Here is a 24032-nt window from a genome sequence, read left to right as displayed (position 1 = left end):
CGAATGGGCTGCAAAGCAGCCCCCGGCGATGATCAGCCTTCCTCAGGCCAGAAGCGCAGCGGCTTGCCCTCGGCCGGCCAGAAACGGATCTGCTCGATCGGCGACACATCCCAGCGCTGCACCGTTTCCAGCGCCTGCAGGAAGCGTTTTTCCTGGTCCATCAGCGCCGGTGCGCACAGCTTGCGGGTCTTGCCGACCTTGCCGAAGCTGATGCGCTCGCCCTCCAGCGTGTAGGGCGCGAACCAGTGGTTGCAGCCGCCGTTGCCGTAGGCGCGACCATCGCTGGCCAGGGTCAGCGTCAGGTGGCTGTAGTCGATCAGCGGGCGCTCACCGATCCACTCCAGCACGTAGCTCTGCTCCTGCTGCAGCTTCGAGGGTTGTGCGGCGCAGCCCAGCAGGCCGCAGGCGATCAGCGCGCCGGTCAGCAGCTGTTTCACTCAACCACGCTCCCGGCACTGCGGGCACAGGTGCTTGTCGCCCTTGCTCGCCCAGCCCAGTTCCTGGATACGCGCGCTGGCGGCCGGGGCCTGGCCCTTCTTGCCCAGCTTGGCGTCGTTGGCGAACTCGAAGTCCAGCACCGCGTCGCAGCTGTCGCATTTGACCTGCCAGTTGAGGATTTCCAGCTCGTTGAACGCCGGGCCCTGGGCCACGGCGACCCACTGGCCGTGCGGGTTGATCAGGTGGCGCACGGTCTCGACGGTCAGGCGCATGGACAGGTCCCTGCTGCCCTTGAGGGTGACCAGCAGGACGTCGCCCTTCTGGATCGAGCCGCCGTTGCCGGTAACCTGGTAGCGGCCAGGCACCAGCGCGCGGCACTCGATCAGGGTGTGTTGCGGGTTGAAAAGGGTGTAGCGGAAATCGTGTTCGACCATGGGTCCTCCAAAATTGCCGCGTATCCTAGCATCAACCGTTTACAAGATTGTGCGGATTGCCTGCCGCCCAGCGGTTGATGTTGTCCAGGGTGGTCGCGGCGATGGCATCCAGGGCCTCGCGGGTGAGGAAGGCCTGGTGGGCGGTGACGATCACGTTGGGGAAGGTCAGCAGGCGTGCCAGCACGTCGTCCTGCAACGGCAGGTCGGAGCGGTCCTCGAAGAACAGCTGCGCTTCCTCTTCATACACATCCAGCCCCAGGTAGCCGAGCTGGCCGCTCTTGAGCGCGTCGATCAGCGCTGGGGTGTCGACCAGCGCGCCGCGACCGGTGTTGATCAGCATGGCGCCGGGCTGCAGCTGGGCCAGGCTCTGGGCGTTGATCAGGTGGCGGGTGTGCTCGGTCAGCGGGCAGTGCAGGCTGATGATGCGCGCCTGGCGCAGCAGCTCGGGCAGTTCCAGGTAGCGGGCGCCGAGGGCGACCATTTCGGGGTTGGGGTAGGGGTCGTAGGCCAGCAGCTGGCAGCCGAAGCCAGCCATGATGCGGGCGAAGGCGGCGCCGATCTGGCCGGTGCCGACCACGCCGACGGTCTTGCCGTGCAGGTCGAAGCCGGTCAGCCCGTGCAGGGTGAAATCGCCTTCGCGGGTGCGGTTGTAGGCCCGGTGCAGGCGGCGGTTGAGGGCCAGGATCAGGGCCACGGCGTGCTCGGCGACGGCGTGGGGCGAGTAGGCCGGGACGCGGACCACGGTCAGGCCCAGGCGCTGCGTCGTGGTCAGGTCGACGTGGTTGTAGCCGGCCGAGCGCAGGGCGATCAGGCGCGTGCCGCCGGCGGCCAGGCGCTCCAGCACTGGTGCGTCGAGCTCGTCGTTGATGAAGGCGCAGACCACCTCGAAGCCCTGGGCCAGCGGCGCGGTGTCGAGGGTCAGGCGGGCGGGCTGGTAGTGCAGCTCCACGTTGCCCGCACTGGCGGCGCGGGTGAAGCTTTCCTGGTCGTAGTGCTGGCTGCTGAACAACAGGGCGCGCATGGTCTGAGTCCTATCTTAAATGCCACCAGTCTAGCCAAATGGTCAGTCTGGGCGTTGACCTGTGTCTCCTGTGGGAGATCGCCCAGTCTGCTGGGCTGCGCTGTCGCGCTGGGAACTGACTTCACAGGTGATCCGCGCACCCTGTGGGAGCAACTGTCTTGCTCAATTTTTAGAATCTGGCGCGGTCCCTGTGGGAGCGGGCTTGCCCGCGAACACCGGCGCAGCCGGTGCCATCCATCGCGCTGGATTCTTCGCGGGTAAACCCGCTCCCACAGGGGACAGTTACCTACGCGCTCTCGCGCGCCTGTTCGGCCAGTCGGCTGATGGCCTGGTCCAGTTCGTCCAGCGCCTGCAACGCCTGGGGGCTGTCCTGCTTGAGCAAGGTTTCGCTGCGCTGGCAGGCCGCCCGTAACTGCGGTACGCCGCAATAGCGCGAGGCGCCGTTGAGCCGGTGCACGCGCTCGATCATCGCCGTGCGGTCGGCGGCGTTGCGCGCGGCGCGGATGGCTTCACGGTCGGACTCCAGCGAGGCCAGCAGCATGGCCAGCATGTCCGCCGCCAGGTCCGGCTTGCCGGCCGCCAGGCGCAGGCCTTCCTCCGGGTCGAGCACCTTCAGCTCGCTGCTGTCGGCCAGGCGTTCGCTGGCGCGTTCCGGTGGTGGTGAGCCCAGGCTCAGGCCGGTCCACTTCATCACCACCTGGCCCAGCTGGCGCTCGCTGATCGGCTTGGTCAGGTAGTCGTCCATGCCGCTGTGCAGCAGGGCGCGCTTTTCGTTGGCCATGGCGTGAGCGGTGAGGGCCACGATCGGCAGGGGCGGGCCGCTTTGGCTGCTTTCCCACTGACGGATCTGCTCGGTGCAGGCGCGGCCATCCATGCCGGGCATCTGTACATCCATCAGCACCAGGTCGAACGGTTCGTCCTGCACGGCCTGTACCGCGCCGTAGCCGTTGTCCACTGCCAGCACCTCGGCGCCCATGCCTTCGAGCAGGGTCTGTACCAGCAGCAGGTTGGCCGGGTTGTCGTCGACGCAGAGGATCTTCGGCATGCGCTGGCCACCGTGGTTGCGCTGTTCGCACACCGGGCGGCGCGGCTGCACCAGCTCCAGCAGCAGGCGACGCAGCTTGCGGGTGCAGGTCGGCTTGGCCAGCAGTTGGCCATGGGCATTGGGCAGGTAAGGGTGGTAGAGCGGCTGCTCGGTGGTCGGGCAGAGCACCACGCACTGGCAGCCGAGGCGTTCGAGTTGCTGGTGGTACTGGCCCAGCTGTTCTGGGGCCAGGCTGCCCAGGTTGACCCCGAGCACGGCGAACTCGAACGGCTGCCCGGCCTGGCTGGCGGCCTGCACGCCTTGCAGCAGCTGGTCGCAGGAGGCGAACACGCTGACCGCCAGGCCGCAGTCCTCCAGTTGGTGCTCCAGTGCCTGACGCGCCAGGTCGTGGCCGTCGACGATGGCCACGCGGCGGCCGAGCAGGGCCTGGGCGGGTTGTTCCTCGGCGTCGTCGTGGGCCTTGGGCAGGTTGAGGCTGATCCAGAACTGCGAGCCCTCGCCAGGGGTGCTGTCGACGCCGATCTCGCCGCCCATCTGCTCGATCAGGCGCTTGGAGATCACCAGCCCCAGGCCGGTGCCGCCGGGCTGGCGCGACAGCGAGTTGTCGGCCTGGCTGAACGCCTGGAACAGGGTGCGCACATCCTGGGGCGAGAGGCCGATGCCGGTGTCCTGCACGCTGATGCGCAGTTGCACGCTGTCTTCCTGCTCGTCCTCGAGCATGGCGCGCACGACGATGGTGCCTTCGCGGGTGAACTTGATGGCGTTGCTCACCAGGTTGGTGAGGATCTGCTTGAGCCGCAGTGGGTCGCCGACCAGCGACAGCGGCGTGTCGCGGTAGACCAGGCTGAGCAGTTCCAGCTGCTTGGCGTGGGCGGCCGGGGCGAGGATGGTCAGGGTGTCCTGGATCAGGTCGCGCAGGTTCAGCGGGATGCTGTCGAGCACCAGCTTGCCGGCCTCGATCTTGGAGAAGTCGAGGATCTCGTTGATGATCCCCAGCAGGTTGTCAGCGGACTTCTCTATGGTGCCGAGGTAGTCGAGCTGGCGCGGGGTCAGCTCGCTCTTCTGCAACAAGTGGGTGAAGCCGAGGATGCCGTTGAGCGGGGTGCGGATCTCGTGGCTCATGTTGGCGAGGAACTCAGACTTGATGCGGCTGGCCTCCAGGGCCTCCTTGCGCGCCATGTCCAGCTCGATGTTCTGGATCTCGATGGTCTCCAGGTTTTGGCGCACGTCCTCGGTGGCCTGGTCGATGCTGTGCTGCAGCTCTTCGTGGGCGCTGTGCAGGGTTTCGGCCATGCGGTTGATGCCGGCGGCCAGCTCGTCGAGCTCGTGGCTGCCCATGGCCGGCAGGCGCTCGTCCAGGTGGCCGTCCTTGAGCTGGTTGACCGCGTGCTTGATGCGGTTGATCGGGTTGTTGATGGTGCGGCTCATGCGCAGGGCCAGCAGCGCGGTCAGGCTCAGGCAGGCGAGGATCAACAGCAGGCTGGTGAACAGGTTGCGGTAGCCGCGCAGCAGGGTGCCGTCGTGGGACAGTTCGATCTCCACCCAGCCGAGCAGGCGCTCGGCCTCGGCCGGCACGGCGTCGGTGGCCAGGTCGCGGTGATGGCCGAACACCGGCATCAGGTAGCGGGTGGCGTCGTTGCCCGTGCGCTGCAGCAGCTGCGTGCCGGTGCCGCCGCTGGGCGGCTGGTTGAGCATGCTGGGGCCGGCATGGGCCAGGCGCGTGCGGTCGGCGGCAAGGAACGCCACGGCGCGCACATCAGCCTGCTCCAGGGCCTGGGCGGCGATGCGCTCCAGTTGCGCCGGAGCCTGGCGGGCGAGGGCCGGTGCCGCCAGTGGTGCCAACTGCTCGGCGATCATCTTGCCGCGTTGCAGCAGTTGCGTGCGCAGGTCGCTTTGTTGCAGCCAGGTGAAGTAACTGCCCAGCACCAGGGCCATCAGGCTGGCGGGCAGCAAGGCCAGCAGCAGGACGCGGCTGCGGATTCCCAAACGGTCGAGCACACCTGTCTCCTGTCATGTGCTGTTAAAGGCGCGGTTCGCGCATCAGCGGGAACGTTACTCTGCGCTGAGGGGTAATGCACAGGATTTGTAATGGTTTTTGCTTTTCTCGGCTGGCGTTGCCGGTGCGGGCACTTCAATGTCACGCCAGTCGGACGGAGGTTGCCTTGTTCGGACCGCTTGTCCAATAATCGCGTAATTGAGAATTGATGGCAGTTGCCAATGCATCCTGAAGCGATTCACGCGACCAACATCCTCGCCATCGAGGACGATCCCGTGCTGGGCGCCTACCTGCATGACGAGCTGCAGCGCGGCGGCTTCCAGGTGACCTGGTGCCGCAATGGCCTGGAAGGCCTGGAGGCGGCGGGCCGGCAGGTGTTCGACCTGGTGCTGATGGACATCCTGCTGCCCGGGCTCAACGGCCTGGACGCACTGGCCAGCCTGCGTCGACGCAGCGCCACGCCAGTGATCCTGATGTCGGCGCTGGGCGCCGAGGCCGACCGCATCAGCGGCTTCGAGCGCGGCGCGGACGACTACCTGCCCAAGCCGTTCAGCTTTGCCGAGCTGCGGGTGCGCATCGAGGCGATCCTGCGCCGGGTGGCCTTCGAGCGGCGCGCTCGGGCGCCGCGTGGGGTGGAGGCCGGGCAATTGCATTTCGACGAGCAGGCCACCGATGTCAGCCTCGCCGGCGCCTGGGCCGGGCTTACCCCCAGTGAATATCGCCTGCTCGACACCCTGCACCGCAGCCAGGACGAGGTGCTGAGCAAGCCCTTCCTCTACCAGCAGGTGCTGCAGCGTGGCTACTCGCGGCATGACCGCAGCCTGGACATGCACGTCAGCCAGATCCGCCGCAAGCTCAAGGCCATCGGCTACCACGAGCGGCAGGTGCGTACCGTGTGGGGCAAGGGCTATGTGTTCGGCGCGGGCGAGGCCGACTGAACCGTGCTCGACCGTCACTCGCTGTTCTGGAAACTGACCGTCCTGCTGGTGGGCTTCTGCCTGCTGATGATCGGCTTGAGCTACAGCTGGGGCCGGCACATGGAAACCCAGGATGCTTTCCTCTCCGAGCCGGCACGGCAAGTGCTGCGCGGCTATGCGGCGGAGGCCGAGCAGGCCTGGCGCAGCGGCGACCGCGAGGGCGTGGATGCCTGGCTGGCCACCATGCGCGAGCGCGAGCGGGGCTGGGTGGGCGTGCTCGATGGCGATCTGCAGCCGCTGGGCAGCGCCGACCTGACCGCCGGCCAAGCCCAGCGCCTGACCCGCCTGCGTGGCGTCGACTGGCCCATGAGCCGACGCACCATCGGCCAGCCCTGGTTGCGCCTGCCGTTCCCCGGCGCGCCGGAGCAGGGCATGCTGGTGATCGAACTGCCGGAGCGTTTCAACCCTGGTCAGTACCGGTTGTTCTGGCGCGTCGTCACCAACGGCATCATCCCCGGGCTGTTCACCTTGCTGCTGTGCGTCGGCCTGTACCGCATGCTGATCGTGCCGCTCAACCAGTTGCGCGAGCAGGCCAATGCCTGGCGGGCCGACCAGCTGGCGGCGCGCCTGGACGCGCGCACCACCCGGCGCAAGGACGAACTGGGCGAGCTGGCCCGCGCCTTCGACCAGATGGCCGAGCGCCTGCAGGGTACCGTGGCCCTGCAGCAGCAGTTGCTGCGCGACCTGTCCCACGAGATGCGCACGCCGCTCAGCCGCCTGCGCGTGGCCTGCGATGGCGAGACCGACCTGCAGCGCCTGCGCGAGCGTCTGCACCGCGAGGTGGATGGCATGCAGCAGCTGGTTGAGGACACCTTGCAACTGGCCTGGCAGGACGCCGAGCGCGCGCCGGTGAACCTCGAGCCGATCCAGGTGGCGGCGCTGTGGGACCTGCTCAGTGAGAATGCCTGCTATGAAAGCGGCTGGGCGCCGCGACGGCTGCGTTGCGAGTTGCCGGCCGACTGCTGGGTACAGGGCAGCCTCAATGACCTGGCCCAGGCATTGGAGAACATGTTGCGCAACGCTATCCGTCATTCCCCGGAGGGGGGTGTGGTGCGCCTGAGCGGCTGGCGTGAGGGCGGGTATTGGCGTATCGACCTGGAGGACGAGGGCGGTGGCGTGGCCGAGGAAGACCTGGAGCGGATCTTCGCGCCGTTTTCCCGGCTGGAGGGTTCACGGCCTGGGGACGGTGGTTTCGGCTTGGGCTTGAGCATCGCCCGCAATGCGATCCGCCGCCAGGGTGGGAGCGTGTGGGCGGTCAATGGCGAGCTTGGCCTGCGCTTGTGCATGCGCCTGGCTGCGGGGGAGTCGAGCTCATCGCGGGACAAACCCGCACCCACAAAGGCTTCGCACACCCTGTAGGAAACTTGCGTTGCCGCGCTGGGAACTGTCCTCCTGTGGGAGCGGGTCCACCTAAATCTATGAGTTACGGTTTGTTCCGTGGGAGCGGGCTTGCCCCGCGAACACCCGCAAAGCGGGTGCCAGGCCCATGCGCTTATAGCCAGCAGCTATAACATCCAGCAATTGCGTGATATGGCCGCGCTGGGTTTGCCGGTATGATAGACGCCCCTGCCGTCCGGATTGCGAAAACGCCCATGACCCTGCAGTACCCAACCATCGCCGATTGCATCGGCCATACGCCACTGGTTCGCCTGCAGCGCATCGCCGGGGACACCAGCAACACCTTGCTGCTCAAGCTCGAAGGCAACAATCCGGCAGGTTCGGTCAAGGACCGCCCGGCGCTGTCGATGATCACTCGCGCCGAGCTGCGTGGCCAGATCAAGCCCGGCGACACCCTCATCGAAGCCACCTCCGGCAACACCGGTATCGCCCTGGCCATGGCCGCGGCGATCAAAGGCTACAAGATGATCCTGATCATGCCGGACAACTCCACCGCCGAACGCAAGGCGGCGATGACCGCTTATGGCGCCGAGCTGATCCTGGTGACCAAGGAAGAGGGCATGGAGGGCGCGCGCGACCTCGCCGAGAAGATGCAGGCCGAAGGCCGCGGCCTGGTCCTTGACCAGTTCGCCAACGGCGACAACCCGATCGCCCATTACAACAGCACCGGCCCGGAAATCTGGCAGCAGACCCAGGGCACCATCACCCATTTCGTCAGCTCCATGGGCACCACCGGCACCATCATGGGCTGCTCGCAGTACCTCAAGGAGCAGAACCCGGCGGTGCAGATCGTCGGCCTGCAGCCGATGGAAGGCTCGGCCATCCCCGGCATCCGCCGCTGGCCCCACGAGTACCTGCCGAAGATCTTCGACGCCACCCGCGTCGATCGCGTGGTCGACATGTCCCAGCAGGAGGCGGAGGAAACCACCCGTCGCCTGGCCCGCGAAGAGGGCATTTTCTGTGGCGTATCCTCCGGCGGTGCGGTGGCGGCGATGCTGCGCCTGTCCCGTGAAGTCGAGAACGCGGTGATGGTCGCCATCATCTGCGACCGCGGCGACCGTTATCTCTCCACCGGCCTGTTCGATCCGACCTGATGTCCAGAAAGAAAAGCAACACCGGCCTGCGTTTTCAGCCGGCCGGCGGTAACCGTGCCGCACAGGTGCCCGTGGGCAAGAAGCAGCGTCTGTCGATCGAGCGCGTGGCCGGTGACGGTCGCGGCATCGCCTTCATCGAAGGACGTACCTGGTTCGTCAGCGGCGCGCTGGCCGGCGAGGATGTCGAGGCGCGGGTGCTCGCCGCCCGTGGCAAGGTGGTCGAGGCGCGCCTGGAGCGCGTGTTCCAGGCCAGCCCCGAGCGCCGCGAAGCACCTTGCCGGCACTACGCCCGCTGCGGTGGCTGCAACCTCCAGCACCTGCCCCATGACGGCCAGCTGGCACTCAAGCAGCGCCTGCTCGCCGAGCAGCTGCAGCGGGTGGCTGGCGTGCAGCCCGAGGAGTGGGCTGTTCCCCTGAGCGGACCGGAATTCGGCTACCGCCGCCGGGCGCGGGTCGCGGTACGCTGGGACACCAAGGCGCGCCAACTGGACGTTGGGTTCCGCGCCGAGGCCAGCCAGGACATCGTCGGCATCGACGAATGCGCGGTGCTGGTACAACCCTTGCAAACGATCATGCGCCACCTGCCGACCGTGTTGCGCAGCCTGGGCAAGCCACAGGCACTGGGGCACGTGGAGCTGTTCAGCGGTACCGCCGAGGCGGTGCTGGTGCGGCATGTAGCGCCATTGCCCAGTGAAGACCTGGCACGGCTCGAGGCGTTCTGCCGCGAAGCCGGCGCCCAGCTGTGGCTGCAGGGCGATGGCGAGCCAGCGCCGGTGGATGCTGCGGCGCAACTGGGCTTTGCCCTGGAGCCCTGGGGCCTGGAACTGGCCTGGCGGCCGGGAGACTTCGTCCAGGTCAATGCCCAGGTCAACACCTTGATGATCCAGCAGGCCCTGGCCTGGCTGGCGCCCGAGGCGCACGAGCGGGTCTTGGACCTGTTCTGTGGCCTGGGCAACTTCGCCTTGCCCCTGGCTCGCCAGGCGCGCGAGGTGGTGGCAGTGGAGGGCGTGCAGGCCATGGTCGAGCGCGCCGCGGCCAACGCCGACAGTAACAATGTGCATAACGCTCGGTTTTTTCAGGCCGATTTATCGCAGCCTTTGGCAGGCGCCGGATGGGTCGCCGAGGGCTTTTCTGCGGTACTCTTGGATCCACCGCGCGACGGGGCTTTCGAGGTGGTGCAAGGCATCGCCCGGCTGGGTGCGAAGCGGCTGGTCTACGTATCGTGCAACCCGGCCACGCTGGCGCGAGACGCGCAGGTGCTGGTCGGGCAGGGGTACCGGTTAAAAAGGGCCGGGATTCTCGACATGTTTCCTCAGACGGCGCATGTCGAGGCCATGGCGTTATTCGAAGCGGGCTAGCCGGGCTGGCCCTCTTGGTGCGCCCTTCAGGGAGTGAGGGACGCACAGGTGATAGCCAGTGCACCCGCGTGGTGCGCTGTATGGAAAGGTAGAACAAAGATGGTACAGGTGAGAGTGCACCAGCCGGTCAACCACGACGGCAGTATCAATCTCGAAGCATGGCTCGATCATGTGGTGAGCGTCGATTCGCAGCTCGATCGCCCGGGGCTGAAAGAGGCCTGCGAGTTCGCCCATGAAGTCGAGAAGAAAGGCAATCCGGCCAAGCATTCCTGGGCCGACGGCACCTCCAGTTTCCAGGCGGGGCTGGAGATCGCCGAAATCCTCGCCGACCTCAAGCTCGACCAGGATTCGCTGGTGGCGGCGGTCATCTACCGTTCGGTGCGCGAAGGCAAGGTGACCCTGGCCGAGGTCGGCCAGCGTTTCGGCCCGGTGGTGTCCAAGCTGATCGACGGCGTGCTGCGCATGGCGGCCATCAGTGCCAGCCTCAGCCCGCGTCAGTCGCTGGTGCTCGGTTCCCAGGCGCAGGTCGAGAACCTGCGCAAGATGCTGGTGGCCATGGTCGACGACGTGCGCGTGGCGCTGATCAAGCTCGCCGAACGTACCTGCGCTATCCGTGCGGTCAAGGCCGCCGATGACGAGAAGCGCCTGCGCGTGGCCCGCGAGGTATTCGACATCTATGCGCCGCTGGCGCACCGGCTGGGTATCGGCCATATCAAATGGGAACTCGAGGACCTGTCGTTCCGCTACCTCGAGCCCGATCAGTACAAGCAGATCGCCAAGCTGCTGCACGAGCGCCGGCTGGACCGCGAGCGCTTCATCAGCGACGTGATGAACCAGCTGCAGAACGAGCTGCTGGCCACCGGCGTCAACGCCGACATCAGTGGCCGGGCGAAACACATCTATTCGATCTGGCGCAAGATGCAGCGCAAGGGCCTGGAGTTCAGCCAGATCTACGACGTGCGCGCGGTGCGCGTGCTGGTGCCGGAAGTACGCGACTGCTATACCGCGCTGGGCATCGTGCACACCTTGTGGCGGCACATTCCGAAGGAGTTCGACGACTACATCGCCAACCCCAAGGAAAACGGCTACCGCTCCCTGCACACCGCAGTGATCGGCCCCGAGGGCAAGGTGCTGGAGGTGCAGATCCGCACCCACGCCATGCATGAGGAAGCCGAGCTGGGCGTGTGTGCGCACTGGCGCTACAAGGGCACCGACGTCAAGCCCAGCTCCAACCACTACGAAGAGAAGATCTCCTGGCTGCGCCAGGTGCTCGAGTGGCACGAAGAGCTGGGCGACATCGGCGGCCTGGCCGAACAGCTGCGCGTCGATATCGAGCCGGACCGGGTCTACGTGTTCACCCCCGACGGCCACGCCATCGACCTGCCCAAGGGCGCCACGCCGCTGGACTTCGCCTATCGGGTGCACACCGAGATCGGCCACAACTGCCGGGGCGCCAAGATCAACGGCCGTATCGTGCCGCTGAACTACAGCCTGCAGACCGGCGAGCAGGTGGAGATCATCACCAGCAAGCACGGCAACCCGAGCCGCGACTGGCTGAACTCCAACCTGGGCTACGTGACCACCTCGCGGGCCCGGGCCAAGATCGTCCACTGGTTCAAGTTGCAGGCCCGCGACCAGAACGTGGCCGCCGGCAAGACCCTGATCGAGCGCGAACTGAGCCGCCTGGGCCTGCCCCAGGTGGATTTCGAACGCCTGGCGGAAAAGGCCAACGTCAAGACTGCCGAGGACATGTTCGCCGCCCTTGGCGCCGGCGACCTGCGCCTGGCGCACATGGTCAACGCCGCGCAGCAGTTGCTCGAACCCGAGCGCCTGGAGCCGGTCGAGCTGATCCCGCGCCAGGCCCGGGGCATCCGCGCGGGCAAGCGCAGCGACATCCAGATCCAGGGTGTCGGCAACCTGCTTACGCAGATGGCCGGGTGCTGCCAGCCGCTGCCGGGCGACGCCATCGTCGGCTATATCACCCAGGGCCGTGGCGTGAGCATTCACCGCCAGGATTGTGCCTCGGTGCTGCAACTGGCGGGCAAGGAGCCGGAGCGCATGATCCAGGTCAGCTGGGGACCGATCCCGGTGCAGACCTATCCGGTCGACATCGTCATCCGTGCCTACGACCGCCCGGGGCTGCTGCGCGACGTGTCGCAGGTGCTGCTCAACGAGAAGATCAACGTGCTGGCGGTGAACACCCGCTCGAACAAGGAAGACAACACCGCGCTGATGTCGCTGACCATCGAGATCCCAGGCCTGGACGCCCTCGGGCGCTTGCTGGGGCGGATCTCGCAGTTGCCCAACATCATCGAGACGCGGCGTAACCGTACCCCTTGAGACTGCCATCGCGGGGCAACCCATGACCTACACCCTTGAAGACCTGCTGCACCTCATGGCCCGCCTGCGCGATCCGCAATATGGCTGCCCCTGGGACCTCAAGCAGGACTACGCCAGTATCGTCCCGCACACCCTCGAGGAAGCCTACGAAGTCGCCGATACCATCGAGCGCGGCGACTTCGAGCACCTTCAGGGCGAGCTGGGCGATCTGCTGTTCCAGGTGGTCTACTACAGCCAGCTGGCCCGCGAGGAAGGGCGCTTCGAGTTCGATGGCGTGGTCGATTCGATCACCCACAAGCTGATCCGCCGCCATCCCCATGTATTCCCCACCGGCGAGCTGTACGCACCGTTGGACACACCCAAGCTCGACGAGGCCCAGGTCAAGTCGCGCTGGGAGGAGATCAAGGCCGAGGAGCGTGCCGAAAAGAGCGAGCCCGAGCAGTTGTCGCTGCTCGACGACGTGCCCGCGGCCTTGCCCGCGCTGTCTCGCGCCGCCAAACTGCAGAAGCGCGCCGCCACGGTCGGCTTCGACTGGCCCGAGGCGTTGCCGGTGCTGGACAAGGTCCGCGAGGAGCTCGACGAAGTGCTGCAGGCCATGGCCGATGGAGACAGCGAGGCGCTGGAGGACGAGCTGGGCGACCTGCTGTTCGCCACCGTCAACCTGGCCCGGCACCTCAAGCACGACCCGGAAAACGCCTTGCGCCGCGCCAACCGTAAATTCGAGCGCCGTTTCCGTTTTATCGAACAGGCATTGCGCGAGCAGGGCCTGAACATTCAAGATCGTACCCTCGACGAGCTGGACGCCTTATGGGGCGAGGCCAAGCGTCAGGAAAAGAACCTGCCCAGCTGCGGCTGAGCCGATGCATAAGTGAGTGAACCCCCATGAGCCTTTCCCTTCGCGACCAATTGCTCAAAGCCGGCCTGGTCAACCAGAAACAGGTCTCGCAGACCAACAAAGCCGAGAAGAAACAGAAACGCCTGGAACACAAGGGCCAGGTCGAGGTGGACGACAGCCAGCAGCGCCTGGCCAGGGAAGCCCAGGCCGAGAAGGCCAAGAAGGACCAGGAGCTGAACCGCCAGGTCCAGGAAAAGGCCGAGCAGAAGGCCCGTGCCGCGCAGGTCAAGCAACTGATCGAAGCGACCCGGCTGCCCAAGCTGACCACCGAGGATTACTACAACTTCGTCGATGACAAGAAGGTCAAGCGCATCGCCGTCAACGCCCTGATGCGCAGCAAGCTGAGCAATGGCGCGCTGGCCATCGTCGCCCATGGTGGCGGCTACGAAGTGATCCCGCGCGAGGCGGCAGTGAAGATCCAGGAGCGCGACCCCAACCGTATCCTGCTGCTCAACACCCATGTCGAGGAAGCGGACGAGGACGATCCTTACGCGGCCTACAAGATCCCAGACGATCTGATGTGGTAAGCACGAAAAACCCCGCCTTGGCGGGGTTTTTATTGCAGGGCCGGGTCACTGCGCCGGGCGTTGGCGCTCGAGGCATTCCAGCTCCATGCGGTACTGGTGAGCCTGTTGCTCGTCATGGAACATGCCGACCAGCTGGCCTTGCTGATGCACGTCCCAGATCCGCAGGCCAGCGGCCTGGCCTTCGTGGGACATTTTCGATTCGTCGCGTTCGGTTACCTGGACTGTCATCGTCAAACTCCACTGCTTGGGTTGGCTGCGGCACTGTGTCGCAGGCCTCCTTTATAGAGTTTGTTAGCAGGCTAAGTAAATAAAACGGCGATGAAACAAGTTTCATGTAGGAGCGGCCTTGTGCCGCGAAAGGGCTGCGCAGCAGCCCCAGGATGTCAGCACCGACGCAGAAATTGCCGGGGCCGCTTTGCGGCCCTTTCGCGGCACAAGGCCGCTCCTACACAGGGGAGGGCGGACAGCAGCAAAAAAAAGCCCCGCACAGGGCGGGGCTTCGGGCATTGCAGGCTTGACGATCAGTTACCCTTGACCGCCTTGCCATCGACCGTGCCATCCTGCAGCACGATCACGTACTCCTTGCCATCGGTCTCGACCTGGCGCAGCTGGACCAGCAGATAGTCCCAGTCCTTGGCGAACCACAGCTCGGTGATGCGCTTGCTCTGGCTCGGGTCGCGCACGCGCTCGACCTTGATCGCGTCGACCTGGCCGGTCTTGGTGGTCACTTTTTCGGTGCCCAGCACGCGGAAGTCGTAGGTGTCGATCTCGTCACCGTCGACCACCTGATAGGTCATGCTTTTCTTGCCGGCGGCCACGTCATGCTGCAGGGCCAGCTGGTAGGACGACTTGTCCAGCACGCCGCGGTTGAGCGGCAGGTTGATGGCGTCGCCACGGTCGCTGCCGGTGATCTTCTTGCCGGCCCAGTCGAAGTTCAGGTCGACCTTCTTCGCCTTGCCCAGGCCGCCGCGTTCGAAGTGATACTGCTGCGGCAGCAGGGTGTCGTTCTCGAACTTGAGGGTGCTTTGCTCGGTCAGGCTGGCGATCATCATCGAAGCCTTGAAGTTCAGGCTCCAGGTACCGTTGGCGTTCTTTTCCAGGCTGCGCGCGGCGGTGCCGCTCATCGGCAGCTGTTTCCAGTCGGCGGTGTAGCTCGCCGCGAAAGGCTTCAGATCAGCTGCCTGGAGGGGCAGGGCGAGCACGGCGAGAGCCAAGAGCAGGGCGCGACGCATAAATTCTCCTAGGATCGAATCAAGTGACCGCTGGCCGCCAGCGGCTGGCCATCCAGTAATGCACCCTGTTCGCCCAGACGCAAGCGTCCTTCGGCGAACCAGCGCACCGCCAGCGGGTAGATCTGGTGTTCCTGCAGGTGCACGCGCTGGGCGAGCGTCTGCGCGGTGTCATCCGTTGCCACGGGTACCACAGCCTGTACGACCAGAGGCCCGCCATCGAGTTCCTCGGTGACGAAGTGCACGCTGCAGCCGTGCTCGGCGTCACCCGCTTCCAGCGCGCGCTGGTGGGTGTGCAGGCCTTTGTACTTCGGCAACAGTGACGGATGGATGTTCAGCAGGCGGCCCTGGTAGTGGCGCACGAAATCGCCACTGAGGATGCGCATGAAACCGGCCAGCACCACCAGGTCGGGCTGGAAGCCATCGATCAGCGCCATCAGCGCCGCGTCGAAGGCTTCGCGCCCGTCGAACCCGATGTGCGACAACACGGCGGTTTCGATGCCGGCGCCCTTGGCGCGCTCGAGGCCATAGGCGTCGGCACGGTTCGAGATGACCGCGCGGATGCGTGCCGGGCTGTCGCTGGCGCTGTTGCTGTCGATCAGTGCCTGCAGGTTGCTGCCGGAACCCGACAGCAACACGACTACATTGCAGGGCATCAGTGTGCCTTGAGGTTCTGCAGCTCGACCTGGGCGGCGCCTTCGGCGGCCACGTCGATACGGCCGATCACCCACGGTTGCTCGCCTTCGGCGCGCAGCACGTTCAGGGCGCTGTCGACCTGATCCTGGGCCACGCAGATGACCATGCCCACGCCGCAGTTCAGCACGCGGTGCATTTCATGCTCGTCGACGTTGCCTTTTTCCTGCAGGAAGTCGAACACCGCCGGGCGCTGCCAGCTGGCCACGTTGACCACGGCCTGGGCGCCTTTTGGCAGCACGCGCGGGATGTTGTCCAGCAGGCCGCCGCCGGTGATGTGGGCCATGGCCTTGACCGCGCCGGTCTGCTTGATCAGTTGCAGCAGCGGCTTGACGTAGATGCGGGTCGGCGCCATCAGCAGGTCGGCCAGCGGCTTGCCGTCGAGCTGGGTGTTGTCGATGTCGGTGCCGGAAACCTCGAGGATCTTGCGGATCAGCGAGTAGCCGTTGGAGTGCGGGCCGGAGGACGGCAGGGCGATCAGGGCGTCGCCGGTGACCACTTTCGAGCCGTCGATGATCTCGGCCTTTTCCACCACGCCGACGCAGAAGCCAGCCAGGTCGTAGTCTTCGCCTTCGTACATGCCGGGCATCTCGGCGGTTTCACCACCGACCAGCGAGCAACCGGCCAGTTCGCAACCGGCGCCGATGCCGGTGACCACGGTGGCGGCCACGTCGACGTTGAGCTTGCCGGTGGCGTAGTAGTCAAGGAAGAACAGCGGCTCGGCGCCGCACACCACCAGGTCGTTGACGCACATGGCGACCAGGTCCTGGCCGATGCTGTCGTGCTTGTTCAGGTTCAGCGCCAGGCGCAGCTTGGTGCCGACGCCGTCGGTGCCGGAGACCAGCACCGGCTGCTTGTAGCCGGCCGGGATCTCGCAGAGGGCGCCGAAGCCGCCCAGGCCACCCATGACTTCAGGACGTGCGGTGCGCTTGGCGACGCCCTTGATGCGTTCGACCAGTGCTTCGCCGGCGTCGATGTCTACACCGGCGTCTTTGTAGCTCAGGGAGGGTTGCTTGCTCATTGATCCAGGCCTTTAGGAGGGAGGGATTCAGAAAAACGACCGGGACGGCCAAGGCCGGTTTCAGAAACGGCGGCTGCCTGTACGTCACTGGTCTGCGAAGGCGCGCGATTTTATCAGGGTTGCCCCAAGGCGGCCATCCTCAGGCCGACGGGCAGGCGGGAAATCTGGGCAAAAAACCGTGTTTCACCCCGTGCGACTGGTTGCCGCGCCGGTGCCTGTATAAGGTATAGGCATGGCGACCCACGTAACGGGCCGGCAACGCGGAGCATTTTCCGTGGTTGCGCGGTCACAGCCGACAGGCAAGGGCGTGTCGCCCCAAGGTCATCTGGACAGGAATCCTCAATGCGTCTTCTCAATTTCCTCGCGGGCGCCTGCCTGGCTGTGGCCGGCACCGTCGCCCAGGCCGAAACCGTCTCCGGCTTGTATCAGGTGCGCGAACCGGTCGAAGGGCAGGGCAGCGAAGCCCGCGCCCAGGCCACCGGCAAGGCCCTGGATACCCTGGTGCTGCGCCTGACCGGCGATCCCAAGGCGGCGCAGAACCCGGCACTGGCCGCGCTGCGCAAGGACCCGCAGCAGATCATCAACCAGGTCGGCACCGAAGCCGGGCCGCCGGAGTCGGTGCTGGTCGAATTCGACCCCGGCAGCACCGAGCGCGCCCTGCGCCAGGCTGGCCTGGCGCTGTGGGGCAGCAACCGGCCGTCGATCCTTGGCTGGTGGCTCAACGACAGCGTCGAGGGCAGCAACCTGGTCGGCGATGGCCAGGCCGTCGCCGAACCCCTGCGTCGGGCCGCCCAGCACCGTGGCTTGCCCCTGCGCCTGCCGTTGGCCGACCTGCAGGAGCAACTGGTGGCCAATGCCAAGTTGCTCGAAGGCAACGACCCGGCACCGCTGCGCGAGGCCTCCGAACGCTATGGCGCCGATGCGCTGCTGGCGGTACACGCCCATGAGGCCGACGGCAAGTGGCAGGGCAAGTGGCAGCTGTGGCTGGGCGATCAGCGCGAGCAGGGCAGCGCCGAGGGCGCCGACCAGTCGGCCCTGGCCGATGCCGTGTTGCTGGCGGTGAGCAATCGCCTGGCGCCGCGTTACGTCACCCGTCCCGGCGCCAGCAGCGACCTGCAGGTGCAGGTCCAGGGCATGAACCTGCAACGCTACGCCGAGCTGAGCCGGGTGCTCGAGCCTTATGGCGCGCGGCTGCAGATGGCCGATGGTGGCACCCTGACCTACCGCGTCAGCGGCAATCGCGAACAGCTGCGCGCGCAGTTGAGCCTGGCCAAGCTCCAGGAGCTGCCCGCCGAGCCTGCTCCCGCCACACCTGTGCCAAGCGCGCAGGACCCGGCCGGCGCAACGCCGCCGGCCACCGCCGCCAAGCCGTTCGACGGCCTGCGTTTTCGCTGGTAAGGAATACTTGAATGATTGATATGCGTCGCTGGATCTGGCTGGGCGCGGCTTTTGTGGTCGCCGGGCTGCTGTACTTTTTGCACAACATCCTCTCGCCGTTCCTGGTGGGCATCCTGCTGGCCTACCTGGCCGACCCGTTGGTCGACCGCCTGGAGCGGCTCGGCCTGTCGCGCACCTGGGGCGTGGTGGTGGTGTTCAGCCTGTTCACCCTGATCTTCCTGGCCCTGCTGCTGGTGCTGGTACCGATTCTGGCCAAGCAGCTGCTACGCCTGTACGAGCTGGCGCCGCAGATGCTCGACTGGTTGCAGCACGTGGCGCTGCCCTGGGTGCAGAGCCGCCTGGGCCTGGCCGATGGCTTCTGGAAGTTCGACAAGATCAAGGCCGCCATCGGCGAGCACATGGGCCAGACCACCGACATCGTCGGCGTGCTGCTGTCCCAGGCCACCGCCTCGAGCCTGGCGCTGATCGGCTGGCTGGCCAACCTGGTGCTGATCCCGGTGGTGGGCTTCTACCTGCTGCGCGACTGGGACCTGATGATGGCCAAGCTGCGCAGCCTGCTGCCGCGCCAGCGCGAGCCGCAGGTAGTGGGGTTGGCCGGCGAGTGCCACGAGGTGCTGGGGGCGTTCGTGCGTGGGCAGTTGCTGGTGATGCTGGCGCTGGGCGTCATCTATTCCAGCGGCCTGATGCTGGTGGGTCTGGAGCTGGGCCTGCTGATCGGCATGCTCGCGGGGCTGGCGGCGATCGTGCCGTACATGGGCTTCATCATCGGCATCGGCGCGGCGCTGGTCGCCGGGTTGTTCCAGTTCGGCGGCGAGCTTTACCCGATGCTGGGCATCGTTGCGGTGTTCATGGTCGGGCAGGCCCTCGAAGGCATGGTGCTGACGCCGCTGCTGGTAGGCGACCGCATCGGCCTGCACCCGGTGGCGGTGATCTTCGCGATCCTGGCCGGCGGTGAGCTGTTTGGTTTCACCGGGGTGTTGCTGGCGTTGCCGGTGGCGGCGGTGATCATGGTGCTGCTGCGGCATGTGCATGACCTGTATAAGGAATCGGACATGTATGCCGGGGAGATCGACCCGGAGCTATGACCCATCGCGGGGCAAGCCCGCTCCCACGCCGACCTGTGAGGGGTACCAGCGTGGGAGCGGGCTTGCCCCGCGAAGCTTTAAAAGTAGTGCAACTAATTGATTTTACTTGCGCTATTCCCCTCGCCGATTGTGCCGTCCGCGCTGCGGGTATAGACTTTGCACACTGTTCATCAAAGGCCCCCTGTGGTCCCCGCGACCGCCCGCGAGCATGAAACCGATCCAGTTGCCCCTGGGTGTGCGTCTGCGCGACGACGCCACCTTCATCAACTACTACCCCGGCGCCAATGCCGCGGCACTGGGCTATGTCGAGCGGCTGTGCGAAGCCGACGCCGGCTGGACCGAGAGCCTCATCTACCTGTGGGGCAAACAGGGCGTGGGCCGTACCCATCTGTTGCAGGCCGCCACCCACCGTTTCCAGCAGTTGGGTGAGCCCGCCGTCTACCTGCCCCTGGCGCAACTGCTCGATCGCGGCGTCGAACTGCTTGACCGCCTTGAACAGTACGAACTGGTGTGCATCGACGACCTGCATGTGATTGCCGGCAAGGCGGACTGGGAAGAGGCCATGTTCCACCTGTTCAACCGTCTGCGCGACAGCGGCCGGCGCTTGCTGCTGGCAGCGTCCAGTTCGCCACGGGAGCTGCCGATCAAGCTGGCAGACTTGAAATCGCGGCTGACCCTGGCACTGATCTTCCAGATGCGCGGGATGTCCGACGAGGACAAACTGCGTGCCCTGCAACTGCGTGCCTCGCGCCGCGGGCTGCACCTGACCGACGAGGTCGGTCACTTCATCCTCACCCGCGGCACGCGCAGCATGAGCGCGCTGTTCGACCTGCTCGAGCGCCTCGACCAGGCTTCCCTGCAGGCCCAGCGCAAACTGACCATCCCGTTCCTCAAGGAAACCCTAGGCTGGTGACCTTGGGAACACGGTGCCAGAGCGTCAAAACGGAAAAGTCACATCTTTTTCGATAAAATTTGCAAATGGGTCCGATAGAAGGCATAGTTTCCCCCTTCTAAAGGACTACAGACACGGTCGTGCCCATGCTGAAGCGCTTCGCACCCCTCGTGCCACTTGCACTTGTCACCCTACTTTACGGCTGCGCCTCCACCGGCCCGGTCGCACCCTCGCAGGATCACCGCGTGGCCGCCGAGCAATCGGTCAAGGCCAAGGCTTCCGCCTCTTCCGTATTCACCGAGGAAGAACTGGCCAGCGAAGACGACCTCGAGGCCTTCTCCAGCAACAGCAAGCCGTACCAGCTGCCTGTGCTGGCCGACAGCATTCTCGAGCGCGGCATGGCCCTGATCGGTACCCGCTACCGCTTCGGCGGCACCTCCGAGAAGTCCGGCTTCGATTGCAGCGGCTTCATCGGCTACCTGTTCCGCGAAGAGGCGGGCATGAACCTGCCACGCTCGACCCGCGAGATGATCAACGTCGACGCGCCCAAGGTCGCCCGCAACAAGCTCAAGCCCGGCGACCTGCTGTTCTTCAGCACCAACGGCCGTGGCCGCGTCAGCCACGCCGGCATCTACCTGGGTGACAACCAGTTCATCCACTCCAGCAGCCGCCGCAGCGGTGGCGTGCGCATCGACAGCCTGGGCGATCGCTACTGGAGCAAGACCTTCATCGAGGCCAAACGCGCGCTCGCCATGGCGCCGACCACGATCTCGCGCAATTGATTTGATATCAAAATGCTGTAACCTCGCACGGCGGCGTAGCTGAAAAGCTCGCCGCCGTGCGCATTTACAGAAAGCGTCTAATCTAAATTCTCAACTCTTTTCGACCTTCGGCCGTGGCCGCAGGGTTCCTGACAGGACGTTCGCATCATGGCGATGTTGGCGCGCTTCGCATTCCTCTCCCTGCTGGCCCTGCTCGCGGCCTGTTCCAGCCGTGCACCTGCGCCGGCGCCCATGCCCAAACAGCCGATGGTGTTCAATCAGGCGCCTTCATCGCCGGCGGCGGACGATGTACTGTTCCGCGCCATCGGCCTGGTGGGCACCCCGTATCGCTGGGGGGGCAACACGCCGGATGCCGGGTTCGATTGCAGCGGCCTGATCGGCTACGTCTACCGTGACGCGGCGGGTATCAGCCTGCCGCGCTCGACCCGCGAGATGATCGTCATGCGCGCGCCGAACGTGGATATCAATGCGCTGCAGTCGGGCGATCTGGTGTTCTTCGCCACCAGCGGCGGTTCGCAGGTCAGCCACGCCGGCATCTACGTCGGTGAAGGGCGCTTCGTGCACGCGCCGTCGACGGGCGGGACCGTGCGCCTGGACTACCTGTCCAACAGCTACTGGGCCAAGGCCTACCTCCAGGCCAAGCGCGTACTGCCGCCGGGCCACCTGGCGCAGAATCCTTGATGGCGCTTCATTAAGCCTGTGGGAGCGGATTTACCCGCAATCGCGTCATAGGATCCACCGCCTTCGCGGGTGCTGCGACAATCTTCTACCGCGTCTGCCATTTCCCGTCGAGCCAGGATGTCCGTCCGACAACGACATCCCGGGAGTGGATCATGAGCAGTATCAAGGAGCGTGTGGAGCGCAGTCTCGAGGCGTTGGACGCGGGGCGGCCGCTGGTACGCCTGGTCGACGAGATCATTCGCGAATACCCCGACCCCTATGTGCTGGCCTCCCAGCATGCGCAACGCATCGTGCTCAAGCACACGGGCAAGCCGATCGATCCACGGTTCATCTGGTGGCACCAGTTCGCCACCGCCAGTTCCAGTCACCGCAGTTTCACCGGCTGGCAGCACAGCGGCCCGCCGCTGAAGTCGATGCACCTGGTCGAGCTGGTGATCAAGCGCTTCGATGCGCATTTCCAGGAAGCGACCGACGAACTCGACCTGTACGGTGGTTTCTACCGCCAGGGTCGGCAAGCCGATTGTTTCGACGAACGCAATGAAGTGCCAATGCTTGCCAGCAAGGTCCAGGAGGATCTCTGGGCGTTGGACTTCGCCGTTGCCTACCGCGGCGCGATCAGCCGCTTCTGGAACACCTACTCGCAGCATTTTCGCGTACTGGCCAAGGTAAACCTGCTGGGGCAGGGGGCGGGCGCGGTGAGGGCCGGACGTATCAGTCGAAGCGACTGGGCGCTGCTGCGGTCGATGGTCGCCGACGGCCTGCAGGGCGGCGTGCTGCCGACCCTGGACAAGCTGAAACAGGCCAGCACCACGCACCCGTTTTCGGCCTGTCGCTACGTGCTCGATCGCGGCGATCGTGGTTGCCTCTACAGCTTTGCGACCGACACGGGGCGGACGCTGCTGTACCGCCCTTGGGCGAGCGACGCTTTCAAGAGCTTCGACTCCGAGCAGGCCATGGCGGGCTGGCTGCGTGAACAGTTGCAGGATGCCGACACCCTGGCCAGCTACGTCAAGGCGGCGCACACCGATGCCCGCGATCCCGCGCGCGCCCACTCGGTGAGGACCCACCTGCTAAGCATCGCCAACAGTGCGAGCGAGCAAGCGGCTCGGGTGTTGCTCGGTTACCTGAAAAGGCCGATCAGCGACGATATCTTCACCTACCTGGCCAGCCAGGCCACCGACGAGATGAATGACAACGCCGCGGCGATGCTTGGCAATGCCGACCTGCGCAAGGCGATGTGGAGCGGTTACCTGTCGGTATTCATCAAGGTGTTCGGCGGCTTTGCCCCGCTCGGTTGGCCAATGACCCTGATGCTGCTGGGGGCAAGCCTGGGCAAGGTGGGCCTGGACATCGATGCGGCGTTGCATGCCGCGGATGAGCAGAGCCGCAAGAGCGCCCTGCGCGATGCCATGCTCGACAGCCTGTTCGCCGCCTTGAACATGGTCGATCTGGGGTTTCAGTCGAGCTTTGCCTCACTGGCCTATGAAACGCCGGCCGGCGAGATGGATGTGCACCTGGAGCGCTGGCAGGTGGCGCAGACCGCCACGCTGCCGGTGGAAGGACGAGAGAGCAACGTGTTGCCGAGGGGGGAGCTGCAAGGCAGCGGGCGCTTGCGGGGTATCAGGGTCGATGCGCACGGCAGCTGCTGGATCGTGCTCAACGGCCTGTCCTACCGGGTGCGCTACAACCATGAACTGCGGGTCTGGCAGGTGGTGCCCGCGCACAATCCCTTTGCCTTCGGCCCCCTGTATCCGGTACGTCTGAGCGACAGTAACGAATGGGAGCTGCTGGTGCCGCCGCGGCTGGCCGGTGGCGCGCCTCCCGTCGTCGAAGGCATGCCCAGCGCCACCTCGCGCTTCTGGAACCGCCACGTGGTGGTGGATGACGCGCGGGCCAAGGCGTTTTCCGCCAATGCCTTGCACCGCCAGAAGGCATTGCTGGAGCCCCAGCCTATTCCACGCCTGGCGCGCGACCAGGTTCCCGAGCTGGACGAGCATGGCCTGGATTGCGTGCGGAGGGAGGGCGTTGTCCAGTATTCCTACCGTTACGATCGCGAGTACTTCAATTCGTTGATCGAGTACTACACCAGCGACGAGTCGAGGGTGAACGATGTGTTCCGCTCAGGCACGTACCGCTATGGCGACGAGGATGACTACATCGCCAAGCTGGCCGATACCCTGGAGCAACTGCCCGAGAGCAGTGAGGTGAGCCTGTATCGTGGCGGGCATGCTTCGCGTGGCACCAGTGGCGAACACTATCGCAATGGCCGGATACGGGTTGGCGATGTGCTGGTCAATACCGACCTGACCTCGTTTACCGAGAATCCCTACAAGGTCGCCGAGTTCGCCTCGCAACCTTCGGTCAATGCACCCGGTCACCTGCCGGGGGTGTTCGACGACACGTCGGTGGTGTTCGAGCTGCCCCTAGGGCGTTACCAGGAGGGCACGCCGATCAGCGCATTCTCGCTTTACTGGGACGAAGGGGAGACCCTGTTCCTGCCGGGCCACTACTTCCGGATCGACAACCTGGAGCAGGTCTACGGTGAGCACTATCGCTTCGTCCATGTCACGCTCCAGCAGGTGCCCAAGCCTGCTGTCGGGCCTGTCTACGATCTGCGCACAGGCCTGTTGTTCGACGAACAGGCCTACAAGGTGCGATTCAGGACGCCTGGGCTGGCAGAGCGTTTCTTTCCCGTCGACCCGCCGGCTGCCGCTGCCAACTGAGGCGG

General features: G+C 65.7%; 21 protein-coding genes. 13 read left to right on the top strand and 8 right to left on the bottom strand.

Translation table 11 applies throughout. The annotated features are described in order from the left end of the window. Window positions 1-32 precede the first annotated feature (32 nt). The 4 genes from ACZ899_RS12690 to ACZ899_RS12675 form a co-directional block, all read right to left on the bottom strand. Window positions 33-437: an META domain-containing protein gene (locus tag ACZ899_RS12690; protein WP_203647700.1), complete on the bottom strand. Its 405-nt coding sequence runs from the start codon at window positions 435-437 to the stop codon at window positions 33-35. Next, the gene (locus ACZ899_RS12685) at window positions 438-872 is read right to left on the bottom strand and encodes a hypothetical protein (protein WP_234560847.1); all 435 of its coding nucleotides are present in this window, start codon (window positions 870-872) and stop codon (window positions 438-440) included. Between the two features lie 31 nt (window positions 873-903). Then, on the bottom strand, window positions 904-1893 hold the full coding sequence (locus tag ACZ899_RS12680; RefSeq protein WP_234560846.1) for a 2-hydroxyacid dehydrogenase: 990 nt from the start codon (window positions 1891-1893) through the stop codon (window positions 904-906). Window positions 1894-2179: 286 nt separating this feature from the next. After that, window positions 2180-4936 carry a response regulator gene (locus ACZ899_RS12675; RefSeq protein ID WP_203647698.1) on the bottom strand — a complete coding sequence of 919 codons (2757 nt, stop codon included), beginning with the start codon at window positions 4934-4936 and terminating at the stop codon, window positions 2180-2182. A gap of 219 nt (window positions 4937-5155) precedes the next feature. On the opposite strand from ACZ899_RS12675, the gene ACZ899_RS12670 reads away from it, so the two are divergent. The 7 genes from ACZ899_RS12670 to ACZ899_RS12640 all read left to right on the top strand — a co-directional run bounded on the left by ACZ899_RS12670 (window position 5156) and on the right by ACZ899_RS12640 (window position 13523). Continuing rightward, window positions 5156-5872 (top strand): response regulator transcription factor, encoded by a 717-nt coding sequence (locus ACZ899_RS12670; RefSeq protein ID WP_203647697.1) that lies wholly within the window; start codon window positions 5156-5158, stop codon window positions 5870-5872. Window positions 5873-5875: 3 nt separating this feature from the next. Next, window positions 5876-7270, top strand: a complete 1395-nt coding sequence (locus ACZ899_RS12665; protein ID WP_234560845.1) for a HAMP domain-containing sensor histidine kinase — start codon at window positions 5876-5878, stop codon at window positions 7268-7270. Between the two features lie 233 nt (window positions 7271-7503). Next, entirely contained in the window at window positions 7504-8403 is a 900-nt protein-coding gene (gene cysM, locus ACZ899_RS12660; protein WP_050704532.1) for a cysteine synthase CysM, read from the top strand. After that, complete coding sequence (rlmD, locus tag ACZ899_RS12655; RefSeq protein WP_234560844.1) at window positions 8403-9761, top strand: 23S rRNA (uracil(1939)-C(5))-methyltransferase RlmD; 1359 nt, start codon at window positions 8403-8405, stop codon at window positions 9759-9761. Before cysM ends, rlmD begins: the two co-directional genes overlap by 1 nt. Window positions 9762-9860: 99 nt before the next feature. Beyond that, window positions 9861-12101: a GTP diphosphokinase gene (gene relA / locus ACZ899_RS12650; protein ID WP_186712742.1), complete on the top strand. Its 2241-nt coding sequence runs from the start codon at window positions 9861-9863 to the stop codon at window positions 12099-12101. Window positions 12102-12123: 22 nt separating this feature from the next. Beyond that, the gene (mazG, locus tag ACZ899_RS12645; protein WP_234560843.1) at window positions 12124-12957 is read left to right on the top strand and encodes a nucleoside triphosphate pyrophosphohydrolase; all 834 of its coding nucleotides are present in this window, start codon (window positions 12124-12126) and stop codon (window positions 12955-12957) included. 26 nt (window positions 12958-12983) lie between these two features. Beyond that, window positions 12984-13523: a DUF2058 domain-containing protein gene (locus tag ACZ899_RS12640; RefSeq protein WP_203647691.1), complete on the top strand. Its 540-nt coding sequence runs from the start codon at window positions 12984-12986 to the stop codon at window positions 13521-13523. Window positions 13524-13568: 45 nt separating this feature from the next. Here ACZ899_RS12640 and ACZ899_RS12635 read toward each other — a convergent pair whose 3' ends face one another. The 4 genes from ACZ899_RS12635 to purM form a co-directional block, all read right to left on the bottom strand. Further along, the gene (locus ACZ899_RS12635; RefSeq protein ID WP_203647690.1) at window positions 13569-13751 is read right to left on the bottom strand and encodes a hypothetical protein; all 183 of its coding nucleotides are present in this window, start codon (window positions 13749-13751) and stop codon (window positions 13569-13571) included. Window positions 13752-14044: 293 nt separating this feature from the next. Next, window positions 14045-14755, bottom strand: coding sequence for a DUF3108 domain-containing protein (locus ACZ899_RS12630; RefSeq protein ID WP_050704538.1), 711 nt, complete (start codon window positions 14753-14755; stop codon window positions 14045-14047). Between the two features lie 8 nt (window positions 14756-14763). Beyond that, window positions 14764-15408 carry a phosphoribosylglycinamide formyltransferase gene (gene purN / locus ACZ899_RS12625; protein ID WP_234560842.1) on the bottom strand — a complete coding sequence of 215 codons (645 nt, stop codon included), beginning with the start codon at window positions 15406-15408 and terminating at the stop codon, window positions 14764-14766. Further along, window positions 15408-16466 carry a phosphoribosylformylglycinamidine cyclo-ligase gene (purM, locus tag ACZ899_RS12620; protein ID WP_232856706.1) on the bottom strand — a complete coding sequence of 353 codons (1059 nt, stop codon included), beginning with the start codon at window positions 16464-16466 and terminating at the stop codon, window positions 15408-15410. Before purM ends, purN begins: the two co-directional genes overlap by 1 nt. A 342-nt stretch (window positions 16467-16808) precedes the next feature. Between purM and ACZ899_RS12615 the strand changes: the two genes are divergently transcribed. The 6 genes from ACZ899_RS12615 to ACZ899_RS12590 all read left to right on the top strand — a co-directional run bounded on the left by ACZ899_RS12615 (window position 16809) and on the right by ACZ899_RS12590 (window position 24027). After that, window positions 16809-17864, top strand: a complete 1056-nt coding sequence (locus ACZ899_RS12615) for a DUF2066 domain-containing protein (RefSeq protein WP_234560841.1) — start codon at window positions 16809-16811, stop codon at window positions 17862-17864. Window positions 17865-17875: 11 nt separating this feature from the next. Continuing rightward, window positions 17876-18949, top strand: coding sequence for an AI-2E family transporter (locus tag ACZ899_RS12610; protein ID WP_234560840.1), 1074 nt, complete (start codon window positions 17876-17878; stop codon window positions 18947-18949). 208 nt (window positions 18950-19157) lie between these two features. Beyond that, window positions 19158-19862 (top strand): DnaA regulatory inactivator Hda, encoded by a 705-nt coding sequence (hda, locus tag ACZ899_RS12605; protein ID WP_203647685.1) that lies wholly within the window; start codon window positions 19158-19160, stop codon window positions 19860-19862. Window positions 19863-19987: 125 nt separating this feature from the next. Continuing rightward, window positions 19988-20623 (top strand): C40 family peptidase, encoded by a 636-nt coding sequence (locus tag ACZ899_RS12600; protein ID WP_110736398.1) that lies wholly within the window; start codon window positions 19988-19990, stop codon window positions 20621-20623. 147 nt (window positions 20624-20770) lie between these two features. Beyond that, the gene (locus tag ACZ899_RS12595; RefSeq protein WP_232856710.1) at window positions 20771-21304 is read left to right on the top strand and encodes a C40 family peptidase; all 534 of its coding nucleotides are present in this window, start codon (window positions 20771-20773) and stop codon (window positions 21302-21304) included. Between the two features lie 152 nt (window positions 21305-21456). Then, window positions 21457-24027 carry a dermonecrotic toxin domain-containing protein gene (locus ACZ899_RS12590; protein ID WP_234560839.1) on the top strand — a complete coding sequence of 857 codons (2571 nt, stop codon included), beginning with the start codon at window positions 21457-21459 and terminating at the stop codon, window positions 24025-24027. The last annotated feature ends 5 nt before the right edge of the window (window positions 24028-24032 follow it).

The sequence above is a fragment of the Pseudomonas sp. TE31087 genome (assembly GCF_057284075.1).
Note: the sequence above shows the minus strand (reverse complement) of the source record. Positions and strands in the feature narration are given on the sequence as shown.